The following is an 11,374-nucleotide window of genomic DNA, read 5'->3' on the forward strand; positions in this document are numbered from 1 at the left end:
ACAATAATACTTTATTTCTAGGATTTATATGAATATCGCATTTATCCCATTGCGAAGTGGAAGCAAGGGAATAAAAAATAAAAACATTAAAGAAATTAATGGAAAGCCTTTATGTTATTGGACTATTAAAGCTTGTCAAGATAGCCAAGTAGTAGATCGAATAATTTTAGCTATTGACTCTTTTGAATATAAAGAGATTATTAAATCTTTCAATCTTTCTAAAGTTGAGTTTTATCAAAGGTCAGAAAAAACAAATCAAGATACATCATCAACTGAATCTGTAATGCTCGAGTATTTAGAAGATAATAAAACTATTTCTAATGAAGACTATTTCTTCTTGATTCAGGCTACATCACCTCTAACAACATCGAAAGATATTGATATTGCTTATGAACAACTGATCAAATCTAAAAAAGATTCTTTACTTAGTTGTTGTGAACACAAGTCTTTCTACTGGGATAAAAGCGGAAATCCTTTAAACTATAATGTTTTCGAACGTCCTAGAAGGCAAGATATGACAGGAACTCTACAGGAAAACGGAGCAATTTACATAAGTAAAGTTAAAGATATTCTAACTTCAAAAGTTAGAATATCTGGTAATATCGATGTTTATATTATGCCTGAATACACTTCATATGAAATTGACGAAGAATATGATTTCATTATAATAGAAGAGTTGCTAAGAAAGTATTCATAGCTACTCAACAAAATCTCTTATAATTTTTAAAGCCTTTTTAGCTTCATAATTATTATTAACATGTCCTTGCCAAATTTCGGGTATCCATGTTCCTTTAAAGTTTTTTATTATACTAAATAAGCTTTTAAAGTCGATGTCGCCAGTTCCGATTTGAGTACCTTCGCCCTCAACTCCAGTCGCATCTGAAATATGAAGATGTTCCACATAAGGCAATAGCTTTTCTACATACTCGTTGAAATCAATTCCTAAATAGGTGGCGGCCATATATCCATGAGAAGTATCTAAACATAGACGTTCACCAGTCTCTTCACAGAACTTAATCAACTCATCTGGTTCTAAAAAGTAATGTCCTCTCCATTGACCACCATAATACCACGGATATGGAGGCATATTCTGAGCAATTAGACCCGTATTCTTTAAATCTAAATCAGAAAAATGCTTATATATATGACCTTCGGCTATCTTTAATGTATTTGGCTTATCATTCAAAGACATAGCACCACAATTAAAAACAATTAATGGTTTATCTTTTGAAAAATATTTAGAAATTTGACTAGTTATATCAATTACTCTTTGCAATGTATTTTGTGCCTTCAGTCTTCTCTCGATATCCTGATTACAAATATCAAAAAGCTCTTCACCAATATATTCACAACAATGTATTCTTAGTATAATATTTTTTAACTTATCACTATATTTTTCAAACTTATCAAACGGAATATCTAGAGTTGTATCTTTATATGTAAAATGAAATTCTAAACAAGCAGGATCATAATCTAAGACAGTTTCAAAATCATGATAACGTACTACATAACCTTGTTTTGCCCAGTTAACTGATGTTACAATTTCTGAATTCTCCTCGTCAATTAAATCTGATTCATAAAATATATCACCTTCATTCATATCCCTTTTAGACTTCATTCCTAAAAGATCAAAATATGATTGAACAGATAAGCCGTTATCTGGTCCCTTAGCTATCAGCATTTCACTAGTAATTATTGTTCCTGCCTTGATATCAGTTTTAGCAAATAATGATTTTCTAAAAACCATACTATTTAAACGTTCACCTTGAGATATAGCTTCATCTCTTACTTCTAATGAGGCTTCTACTTTTCTTATTTCTGTACAAAGCTCTTTCAACTCATTAGGTAGAAGCGAAAATTTATGATCTGGGCCTCTTAAGTTTTTATCTAAAGTTATATGCTTTTCGATAATACTAGCTCCTAGAGCGACAGCAGCTAAAGACAACGAAATTCCCTCATCATGTCCAGAATAGCCTATATCTACACCATATCTTTTTCTCAATTCTTTAATTCTACTCATATTGGCATCTGTATAATTTACAGGATACGATGAAACACAGTGAAGTAAACTAAATTCAATGTTCTTTGATTTTAAATAATCTACTGTTTTATCTATTTGTTCATATGTAGACATGCCTGTCGAAATAATAAGTTTTTTATTGAATTTACTCAAATGATCAATTAGATAAAGGTTAGTTAAATCCGCGGAAGCTATTTTAAAACTTTCAACACCAAGACTATTTATAAAGTCGGCACTTTCTGTATCAAATGGAGTACATATAAAGTCAATATCAATTGATTTTGCAAAATCATTAAGTGTAGACATTTCAGCTTCTGATAATTCATAATCTTCAAGTATAGGTATTAAGTACTGGAAGCCTTGTTCAAAGTTTTTTAAATTTTCTAGAATTTCACTCGAGTAGACTTTACTCAACGTTCTCTTTTGGAATTTAACTGCATCACAACCACTATCCTTCGCTATTCTAATTAATTGTTTTGCATTCTCAACTGATCCGTTATGGTTCAATCCAACTTCACCAATAATATAAACATTTTTATTCATTTTTTAACTCACATTCTATCATTTCAACTAACATCTCTTCAAAAGTAGTTGTTGCAATCCAACCTGTATCTCTTTCTATTTTCTTTGGACTTCCTTTGCAACTTACAGGCTCATTCTTTCTAATAAATTCTTCTCTAACTTTTATATAGTCTTCAGGATCTAAATTAAAATATCCTAGTACAAAGTTTGCCATATCTATAACTCTTTTGCTTTTACCTGAACATATTAAATAATCTCCCGAGTCTTCCATATCCATTAATGCAACCACAGCACTCATATAATCTTTTGCATGTCCCCAATCTCTCTCAACAAACAAGTTACCTAATTCTAAAACAGAACTTTCACCTTTATAAATAGCAATTACATTTTTAATAATTTTCTTACTTAAAAAAATATCTTTTCTTCTACTCGATTCATGATTAAAAAGAACACCATTTGTAGCAAAGATACCCATTTCAGATCGGAATGCTTTTACCATGTTATATGCATAAGCTTTAGCACAACCATAAGGATTACGTGGTGCTAAAGGCGAGTCCTCAGTAAAAACTTTACCATTAGAATCACCATAAATTTCACTACTAGAAGCTTGAAAAAACTTAATTTTAGGGTCGACTTTAACTATAGCTTCTAAGATATTACTTGGAATAACTGCTGTAGCTGCTAATGTTTCACTAATTAAAGACCATGACATTTGAACCAAGGGCTGAGCAGCCATATTTAATACTAAATCTGGTTTAACTTCTTCAAAAATTCTTACCAGCGACTCAATAGTATAATTACTTGTGAGTAATTTGATTTTTCCTTCAAGATGCTCAATATTGCCAGTAAACTTTGGATTAGAGCTTGTCGTTAAACCATATACATTATAATTTCTCATAACGTAAAGATCCGCTAAGTAGGACCCATCTTGGCCAGTTACACCAGTAATAATTACATTTTTACTCATTATGAATCCTATATATTCTTTTGCTATACATTAACTTAACTTGAGCTATTATGAAACCTTGAAGTTAATATTTCATTGTTTTATAGTTTAAAAGTTAAATAATTAGATATAAAATCAGATAATACTAAAAAAGGAATAGAATGAAAATCGCACTGATAACTGGTATTACAGGACAAGACGGAGCTTACTTAGCTGAACTACTTTTAGAAAAAGGCTATGAGGTACATGGAATTAAACGTCGTTCATCTTTATTCAATACTGATAGAATTGACCACCTTTATCAAGATCCCCATGAGAAAAATTTAAAATTCAAATTACATTATGGTGACTTATCAGATACCTCTAACCTCATCAGAATTATTCAAGAAGTTCAACCAGATGAAATTTACAATCTTGGAGCCATGAGTCACGTACGTGTTTCTTTTGATACTCCAGAATACACAGCGAATGTAGATGGTATTGGTACACTAAGGTTACTTGAAGCAATTAGAATTCTAGGTCTAGAAAAGAAGACTAAAATATACCAGGCTTCTACAAGTGAGCTTTACGGACTAGTTCAGGAAACTCCTCAAAAAGAAACGACTCCATTCTACCCACGCTCACCTTATGCATGTGCGAAAATGTACGCATACTGGATTACGGTTAATTATAGAGAGGCTTATGGTCTATATGCATGTAATGGAATCCTGTTCAACCATGAATCTCCTTTAAGAGGTGAAACATTTGTAACAAGAAAAATTACACGTGCAGTTTCCAGGATCGCACTTGGCCTACAGGATAAAGTTTATATGGGTAACCTAGATTCTCAAAGAGACTGGGGTCACGCTAAAGATTATGTGGAAGCAATGTGGCTTATGCTACAACAAGAGCAGCCAGAAGATTTTGTTATTGCTACAGGTGTAACTACATCTATTAGAGAATTTATTATCAAAGCTTTTAAATACGTTGGAATTGAGTTGGAATTTTCAGGTTCAGGTGTAGCTGAAGTAGCTAAAGTTATAAAGTGCAATAATCCTGATTACCAAGTTAAAATTGGACAAGAAGTTATTGGAATTGACGAGAGATATTTTAGACCCACTGAAGTTGATCTACTTTTAGGAGATCCTACGAAAGCGCAAACTAAATTAAATTGGAAGCCTAGGCATAATCTTGAATCATTAATAAATGATATGATGAGTTCAGATCTACAAATTTTTGAAAAAGATAAATACCTTAAAGAAGGTGGACACAAGGTCTTAAATTACCATGAATAAGAATGACGCAATTTTAGTACTTGGCTCTCGTGGACTTGTAGGCTCTGCAATTGTACGAGAGCTAGAAAAACAGGCTTTTACAAATATTTTAAAACCAGTAAGAGAAGAACTGGATCTTTTACTACAATCAAATACACTAGACTATTTTCAGACAAATAAACCTAAATATGTCTTTTTAGCTGCTGCAAAAGTAGGTGGTATACACGCTAATAATACATATAGAGCAGACTTTATTTTTGATAATTTAACTATTCAGCAGAATGTTTTTAATGCTGCTTTTAAAACTAAAGTAGAAAAACTATTATTTCTTGGTAGCTCTTGTATTTATCCAAAAAATTGTCCTCAACCTATCAAAGAGGAATATCTATTAACTGGTCCGCTTGAGCCAACAAATGAGCCATATGCAATTGCAAAAATTGCAGGCCTCAAAACTGCAGAAGCTTTTAAAGATCAATATGGTTTGAATTATTCTTCAGTTATGCCAACAAATCTTTATGGTGAAAATGATAACTTTCACATTGAAAATTCACATGTCATCCCTGGCTTAATTGCAAGAATGGAACAAGCAATTAAGGATAATGATTCTGAATTTAAAGTATGGGGAACTGGTAAACCAAAACGTGAATTTCTTCATGTTGATGACATGGCTAATGCATGTATTTACCTAATGCAAAAAGATGAGCAATTACCCTCGCTTATTAATATTGGTACAGGTCAAGACATAGAGATTGGTGAATTGGCAAAAATTATTGCTGATAAAATGGGATACAAAGGAGAAATATCTTTTGATCCAAGTAAGCCAGATGGAACAATGAGAAAACTTTTAGATGTTTCTCTCTTACACTCTATGGGATGGCATCACAAAATTGATTTGAATCATGGTCTAGACAGAGCAATCAATTTTTATAGAAATAACGTCTAAATATTAGCATGCTAGATATTGTTTCATTTTTAAAAGATTGCTAGAATCAAACAATGATTATTACTAGTATATTAATTATTATCAGCTCTTTTGTTATTACATATATAACAATCCCTATTCTCATTAAATTTGCAGAATTCACAAGTTTATATACAGATTCAAACCATAGAACGTCCCACAAACATAAAGTACCTTCCTTGGGTGGAATAGCACTTTTTATGGGAATTTGTTTTTCATCGTTATTATTAACACCAAATGATCAATTCAATAGTATTCAATATCTACTAGCGACACAGTTCATAATTTTTTTCCTTGGGCTCAAGGATGACATATTTGTTCTATCGGCCAGAAAAAAGTTATTAGTACAATTAATTTGTGCACAAATTATCTTTTTCTACTCAGGTGTTAGAATCGATAATTTCTACAGTGTATTAGGTATTGGTGCACTTAACGAAGTAGAGTCAAACCTAATAACAATTCTAGCTTTCGTAGGCCTTATTAATGCATTCAATTTAATTGATGGTATCAACTGGCTCGCTGGTCTTATTTCTATTTCTGCATGTTTATTCTTGGCCACATGGTTTGGAGTAAACAACTTCCAAGTAGAGTTGGGAATCAGCCTTTCTCTAATAGGTTCGCTGCTAGCCTTTTTGAAGTTTAATAAAACACCAGCGAAAATTTTTATGGGTGATACGGGATCCCTTCTAATAGGTCTTACAATCTCATATTTATTAATTAGATTTATAAATCTAAATCATAATAGCACCAATCTAGCATTTGAATTTAGATCTGCTCCATCTATAGCAGTTGCAGTTGTATTTATCCCTCTTTTAGATACCTTAAGAGTTATGTTTATAAGGCTGCTCCAGAAAAAAAGCCCTTTTACTCCTGATCAAAACCATCTACACCATATCTTACTAAGAAAAGGTCTTAGTCATATACAAGCCGCATTAGTACTATTTATGCTAAATTCAGCATGTATAATCATAGCAATGGTATTACATAAAGTTACTGGAAAAATTGTAATTACATCTATGTTTATCGTTCTATTTAGTTTTTTTAACTTAATAGCATTCAACAGAATGCATAAAAAATATTTTAATATAACAATTTAATAATATAATTCAACGTTCTATTTTCTATTGGGCTAATCCACCAAGGCTCCAGACATACAAAAGGAGCCCCTAAAGGTGCCCAAACGCCAAACAACTCACTATCATAAATCATAATAATTTCACCCCCAAGAATCGCCTGACAATTCTTAAAATCATTATAAAATACTAGGGCATCATTCCTAAAAGTTTCACTATTTATTGAGAGCGTGTTTTCTTCAATTTCATAAGATATAGAACGATCAATGACACCATCTTTTAAGAAATAGTAATCGGACTTATTTGAAAAATGTAATTCAACAGGAAGAGAATCAATATTAAAAGCGGGATGGCCACCGATCATATAAGGAAAGTCTACGAGCACTTCATAATTAATACTTAGACTATTTTCAATAAGCTCATAGGTAATTATTAATTCATCATTTAGTTTAAATGAAAGACTATTTTTTGATTGAGAAATAAGATCAAACTCAGTGTCTCGAGCATAGCCATGCTTAACGATATTATTCTCTTGAATATATTCATTAGTTTCAAAGCCAATACGTGGAAAAAGATGTGGAGCAGACCTTCCCCACCATTTTGAATCAGCTTGCCAGAGATATTCCTTATTCCTAATTTTAGAATAAAGGCTTTTGAGCTCTGCCCCCATAGAGGCGACTTTAATTTTTATACAATCATTTTCTAAGGTTTGCATTTAATAAGCTTAAAACAAAAAAGGCAGTCTTACGACTGCCTTCTCTTTTAAAATCGAATTTGTGTTTCGAGATTATCCAGCAAGGAATACTGAGATAAGTACGAAAATTACAAGTGATTCCATAAGTGCTAGACCAAGGATCATTGGTGTTTGAATCTTGTCAGCAGCAGATGGGTTTCTTGCGATACCTTCTAGAGCAACAGATGCAGCTCTTGATTGTGCAGCAGTACCACCGTATGCAGCGATAGCCATTGCTAAGAAATACGCGATGTACTTAATTGCTTGAGTGTTTTCCATAATAGTCTCCTAAAACGTTAGTTACTTTGATCAAGTAACAGTTAAATTAATAAGTTTAAGTTTTTATTAGTGCGCGTGGTGCTCATCATGATCGTGGTGAGCAGTTGCTAAGCTAATATAAACCATTGATAACATTGTAAATACGTAAGCTTGGATAAAACAAACTAGAAGTCCAAGTAAGTAGAATGGGATAGCAGCACCAAACATACCAACATTTACACCAAGAATTTCAAGGTTAAGGAATGTTGTAAGTACGTGGTGGTCACCCATCATATTACCTCTAAGACGTAGTGCTAGAGATAGAGGACGAATAAAGTTTGAAAGAATCTCAATTGGGAAAATTAAGATTGCCATATACCATAGTGGCCCAGCAAAGTGAGCAAGGTAGTTCATAGTTCCAAGTTCTTTACAACCTTTGATGTTGTAGTAAACAAATGAAAGAACACCAAGAGCTAACGTTGTATTGATATATTCTGTTGGAGGTAAGAAACCTGGAATAAGACCAATAACGTTTGCTAGGAAAATTGTGATAAATAGGAATGCGATGAATTTAAAATACTTAGGTGCATCTTCTTCACCAAGAACAGCACGACATTGAGTGTAGATGAATGAACCATACATCTCAACTAAGTTTCTAAGAGTAATTCCTTTGTCAGGAACTACTGTTTCATCAAGAGTCATTTTTGAAACTCTTAATCTATAAGCTAAAGCAATTAAAAGAATTAAAATTGCAACGAATGACTTTGTGAAGATGTGATCCACATAGCTAGCTCCTAGAGCCTGTGATAGTTCACCTAACCAAAGGAATCCACCTGCTGCATGTGCATTTGTCGCTAATAGAGTCGATAAAAGAAGGGCCATTTTTTTCATTAACTAGTCCTTTCTGATGCTGGCGCCCAGCACAAATATATTTAAGAAATAATTTATTACCGGTATAATTATCTTACTTTCCAGAATTTGTACACTAAATAATAAGGCACCAATTAAAATTGCAGTCTTCCCTATAAATAAAAACGCTAGATACTTCTTATTGGCCTTATAACCTTCAACGCGATGTGGCTTTATCAGCTCATCTACGGCCATCCAAAACATGACTAAATATATTACAGTGGCCGCATAAATGATCCCGAACGCTAACCATTCTTTTCCAAATGTAAGAAAAAAGAGACAAATTGCAGCTAATGGAAGAGATAAAATAAAATAGCGACTAAAGCTAATCTTATTAATTAATTCTTTAAACATGAACGCATAGTTACTATAATTTCTCTTAATTTCAAATACTTTTGACGGGAATAAAATATGACAGAGACTAAGAAGGCAAATCTACTTGCTTGGGCGATCTTCTTTTATTTAACAATGACAATTTTCTATAAAGCATTTGCTGGTATAGGCATGCTGCTCTTTGTTATATTGGCATTCTATGTATCAAAGGATTCTTACAAAGTAGTTTTAAAAAACAAATTACAAATATTTTTTATTCTTTTCATTGGCTCTATCTTAATTAGTAATATTTATAATGGTGGTGGTAATTACTCGAAGCTAAAATATTATATTGTACCAATATTATTTTCCGCTGCTTTTTTTCAATTCGGCCATTTAATTACATTGAAATGGAAAAGAAGAATCTTATTCTGGACATTAACTCTTAGTGCAATTAGCTCATTTATCGGACTAATAACTCTTTTTTCAAAATTTAATATATTAAAATTTGAAGTTGATCATTATCCAAGAAATCAAGGCGCATTAATGGGTGGATCAATGTATTACTCTTATCCTATCGCAATAATAAGTTCTTTAACTTTATCTCTTATTGTCCATTATAAAAGATTCAAGTCTTATATAGATTTTAAAGTGTTATTAATTACATTAATCATTAATTTAATTGGTTTGTATTATGCCTATACAAGGGGATCTTTACTCGCATTTATAGCCTCATTACCTTTTATATTTTATTACACTAATAAAAAGATTTTCACGGCATCATTCTTATTAGGACTATTACTAGCAGGTTCATTAAGTTATGTAATTTTCAATAAGATTGACTTAAATTTTTATCGCTTCAATCAAAAAGAATCTAGTGATTCATATAGAATCTCTCTATTTAAAACTGCTTTCCATTTATATAAAGAAAAGCCCTTATTAGGATATGGTTTAAGAAATTACGGAAATGAATGTGAACGTATACAAGAACAACATGATATTAAACCTAGGCATTGCGCGGAACATTCACATAATCAATTACTTGACGCCATGTCAATGATGGGAACAATTGGATTGATTACTTATTTATTATTTTTCGGCTATTGGTTACTAACATATTTATTAAATTTTAATTTGATTAACTTAATTGCCCTACCAAGTTTTATAACATACTTAACTATTACTATTACTGACACACCTTTATACATCGGCCCGGTGACTTCAATATTATTTATCATGTATGGAATGTTATTTATTAGAAAAAAAACCTAAAAGGTACGTCGATACTTTTACAAGTATCGACTTGCTATATTTCTATTTTTCTCCGAAATTTGAAATCGATTTCGACGAAGTCCTAAGCGTATTATTCTTTCCATATCGCAAGAAAATCTTTTTTCTATATTAGCCTTTTCTTTTGCGAAGTGAAAATGCGGTTTAAAGTTGAATAGCTTTGCTTCATATGAGGAAAAATGCAAAGAAGAATAAGGATAACTAAATATATCATCAGTAATCTTGGCCCTAATTGGATTTTGATAAATATATCGATAAACTGAACGTAAGTATCTTTGATCATCAACAATTGTCGCTTTATATTCGTTAGCAAAACAATGATTCTCTCTTTTACTACGTCTATTTATTTCTCGTGATATTCTACGATTAAAATACATCATGAAATGGTGCAGATTACACTTAGGAGTTGAGATTAATAAATGATAATGATTATCCATTAAAACAAAAGCGTGAATAACTACAGGTGCATTGTCTTGAGCATATTTAAATGAATCTTTAATAAGATCCCACACTTCAAACAATGGAAGATTAAACCAATCACGATTATTAGTTCGTCGTGTAACGTGATATGGATAATGATTTTGGAAAACTCTCTTTTTTCTAGGCATGCAAAGCTTATCCACTAAACATTAAAAAAAATGAATTAAAGAGTACTCAATTGATAATATATTTCATTTTTGTTAATCGGTACGTCGATACTTTTGACATTATCAATAAGTTACAAATTTTTTAGCACGAAAGAATGTCACAAGAGAAACTAATTGAATTAATCTACAAGAAAATAACATGAATATCTTAATTTATAGCCGAATTAAGCTTTAAACTTTGAATTAATGAATTACAAAAACAGTTAAGTGCTCAAAACTTCGAAAAGTATCGACGTACCCTACCCTACTTTTTCTTTTTATAAGCAAAGACCACCATTGAGATTAAAATATTTCCAATGGCTGCAAGAAATAAGAAAACAGCCCAGCCTTCTGTGATATAGCCAGCATCAACCATTTGCCATAGGCCCCACGCAACGATCAAGGCAGTTGATGGAAGCGACATTGCAAGGGCCATGGGTTTAATCCATTTTGGATCGAAAAGTGCCATCG

Annotated in this window: 13 protein-coding genes; 5 read left to right on the forward strand and 8 right to left on the reverse strand. The window is 31.9% G+C overall.

The window, feature by feature from the left end; all coding sequences use genetic code 11:
- Positions 1-28: 28 nt before the first annotated feature.
- The gene (locus ACMAZI_RS01125) at positions 29-697 is read left to right on the forward strand and encodes a cytidylyltransferase domain-containing protein (RefSeq protein WP_412473938.1); all 669 of its coding nucleotides are present in this window, start codon (positions 29-31) and stop codon (positions 695-697) included.
- Here the strand turns inward: ACMAZI_RS01125 and ACMAZI_RS01130 are convergent, their stop codons facing one another.
- Together ACMAZI_RS01130 and ACMAZI_RS01135 are read right to left on the reverse strand one after the other, a co-directional pair.
- Positions 698-2,563, reverse strand: coding sequence for an N-acetylneuraminate synthase family protein (locus tag ACMAZI_RS01130; RefSeq protein ID WP_412473937.1), 1,866 nt, complete (start codon positions 2,561-2,563; stop codon positions 698-700).
- Entirely contained in the window at positions 2,556-3,509 is a 954-nt protein-coding gene (locus ACMAZI_RS01135) for a GDP-mannose 4,6-dehydratase (RefSeq protein ID WP_412473936.1), read from the reverse strand. Before ACMAZI_RS01135 ends, ACMAZI_RS01130 begins: the two co-directional genes overlap by 8 nt.
- A 140-nt stretch (positions 3,510-3,649) precedes the next feature.
- On the opposite strand from ACMAZI_RS01135, the gene gmd reads away from it, so the two are divergent.
- The 3 genes from gmd to ACMAZI_RS01150 are packed head-to-tail and all read left to right on the forward strand — an operon-like array spanning position 3,650 to position 6,799.
- Entirely contained in the window at positions 3,650-4,762 is a 1,113-nt protein-coding gene (gene gmd, locus ACMAZI_RS01140; protein ID WP_412473935.1) for a GDP-mannose 4,6-dehydratase, read from the forward strand.
- Positions 4,755-5,684, forward strand: coding sequence for a GDP-L-fucose synthase family protein (locus ACMAZI_RS01145; RefSeq protein ID WP_412473934.1), 930 nt, complete (start codon positions 4,755-4,757; stop codon positions 5,682-5,684). Before gmd ends, ACMAZI_RS01145 begins: the two co-directional genes overlap by 8 nt.
- A 53-nt stretch (positions 5,685-5,737) precedes the next feature.
- Positions 5,738-6,799 carry an MraY family glycosyltransferase gene (locus ACMAZI_RS01150; protein ID WP_412473933.1) on the forward strand — a complete coding sequence of 354 codons (1,062 nt, stop codon included), beginning with the start codon at positions 5,738-5,740 and terminating at the stop codon, positions 6,797-6,799.
- Here the strand turns inward: ACMAZI_RS01150 and ACMAZI_RS01155 are convergent.
- The 4 genes from ACMAZI_RS01155 to ACMAZI_RS01170 all read right to left on the reverse strand — a co-directional run bounded on the left by ACMAZI_RS01155 (position 6,783) and on the right by ACMAZI_RS01170 (position 9,029).
- Positions 6,783-7,490 carry a hypothetical protein gene (locus tag ACMAZI_RS01155; RefSeq protein WP_412473932.1) on the reverse strand — a complete coding sequence of 236 codons (708 nt, stop codon included), beginning with the start codon at positions 7,488-7,490 and terminating at the stop codon, positions 6,783-6,785. The two genes, ACMAZI_RS01150 and ACMAZI_RS01155, sit on opposite strands and share 17 nt — an antisense overlap.
- 72 nt (positions 7,491-7,562) lie before the next feature.
- The gene (locus ACMAZI_RS01160) at positions 7,563-7,787 is read right to left on the reverse strand and encodes an ATP synthase F0 subunit C (RefSeq protein ID WP_021267602.1); all 225 of its coding nucleotides are present in this window, start codon (positions 7,785-7,787) and stop codon (positions 7,563-7,565) included.
- A gap of 66 nt (positions 7,788-7,853) precedes the next feature.
- Positions 7,854-8,657: a F0F1 ATP synthase subunit A gene (atpB, locus tag ACMAZI_RS01165; RefSeq protein WP_199506609.1), complete on the reverse strand. Its 804-nt coding sequence runs from the start codon at positions 8,655-8,657 to the stop codon at positions 7,854-7,856.
- A gap of 3 nt (positions 8,658-8,660) precedes the next feature.
- A complete protein-coding gene (locus ACMAZI_RS01170) occupies positions 8,661-9,029 on the reverse strand; it encodes a hypothetical protein (protein WP_334677826.1) in 369 nt (122 codons plus the stop codon).
- Positions 9,030-9,086: 57 nt separating this feature from the next.
- Between ACMAZI_RS01170 and ACMAZI_RS01175 the strand changes: the two genes are divergently transcribed.
- The gene (locus ACMAZI_RS01175; RefSeq protein ID WP_412473931.1) at positions 9,087-10,259 is read left to right on the forward strand and encodes an O-antigen ligase family protein; all 1,173 of its coding nucleotides are present in this window, start codon (positions 9,087-9,089) and stop codon (positions 10,257-10,259) included.
- A gap of 17 nt (positions 10,260-10,276) precedes the next feature.
- Here the strand turns inward: ACMAZI_RS01175 and ACMAZI_RS01180 are convergent, their stop codons facing one another.
- Positions 10,277-10,885, reverse strand: coding sequence for a transposase (locus ACMAZI_RS01180; RefSeq protein ID WP_412473930.1), 609 nt, complete (start codon positions 10,883-10,885; stop codon positions 10,277-10,279).
- Between the two features lie 283 nt (positions 10,886-11,168).
- Entirely contained in the window at positions 11,169-11,372 is a 204-nt protein-coding gene (locus tag ACMAZI_RS01185; protein ID WP_412473929.1) for a hypothetical protein, read from the reverse strand.
- Between the last annotated feature and the right edge of the window lie 2 nt (positions 11,373-11,374).

Origin of the sequence: Halobacteriovorax sp. YZS-3-1 (assembly GCF_047084945.1) — a bacterium.
GTDB classification, from domain to species: domain Bacteria; phylum Bdellovibrionota; class Bacteriovoracia; order Bacteriovoracales; family Bacteriovoracaceae; genus Halobacteriovorax_A; species Halobacteriovorax_A vibrionivorans.

Coding starts and splice junctions, on each gene's coding strand:
- ACMAZI_RS01135 (WP_412473936.1), bottom strand. CDS start 3,509: ATGAGTAAAAATGTAATTATTACTGGTGTAACTGGCCAAGATGGGTCC.
- gmd (WP_412473935.1), top strand. CDS start 3,650: ATGAAAATCGCACTGATAACTGGTATTACAGGACAAGACGGAGCTTAC.
- ACMAZI_RS01145 (WP_412473934.1), top strand. CDS start 4,755: ATGAATAAGAATGACGCAATTTTAGTACTTGGCTCTCGTGGACTTGTA.
- ACMAZI_RS01170 (WP_334677826.1), bottom strand. CDS start 9,029: ATGTTTAAAGAATTAATTAATAAGATTAGCTTTAGTCGCTATTTTATT.
- ACMAZI_RS01160 (WP_021267602.1), bottom strand. CDS start 7,787: ATGGAAAACACTCAAGCAATTAAGTACATCGCGTATTTCTTAGCAATG.
- ACMAZI_RS01185 (WP_412473929.1), bottom strand. CDS start 11,372: ATGGCACTTTTCGATCCAAAATGGATTAAACCCATGGCCCTTGCAATG.
- ACMAZI_RS01155 (WP_412473932.1), bottom strand. CDS start 7,490: ATGCAAACCTTAGAAAATGATTGTATAAAAATTAAAGTCGCCTCTATG.
- ACMAZI_RS01125 (WP_412473938.1), top strand. CDS start 29: ATGAATATCGCATTTATCCCATTGCGAAGTGGAAGCAAGGGAATAAAA.
- atpB (WP_199506609.1), bottom strand. CDS start 8,657: ATGAAAAAAATGGCCCTTCTTTTATCGACTCTATTAGCGACAAATGCA.
- ACMAZI_RS01180 (WP_412473930.1), bottom strand. CDS start 10,885: ATGCCTAGAAAAAAGAGAGTTTTCCAAAATCATTATCCATATCACGTT.
- ACMAZI_RS01150 (WP_412473933.1), top strand. CDS start 5,738: ATGATTATTACTAGTATATTAATTATTATCAGCTCTTTTGTTATTACA.
- ACMAZI_RS01130 (WP_412473937.1), bottom strand. CDS start 2,563: ATGAATAAAAATGTTTATATTATTGGTGAAGTTGGATTGAACCATAAC.
- ACMAZI_RS01175 (WP_412473931.1), top strand. CDS start 9,087: ATGACAGAGACTAAGAAGGCAAATCTACTTGCTTGGGCGATCTTCTTT.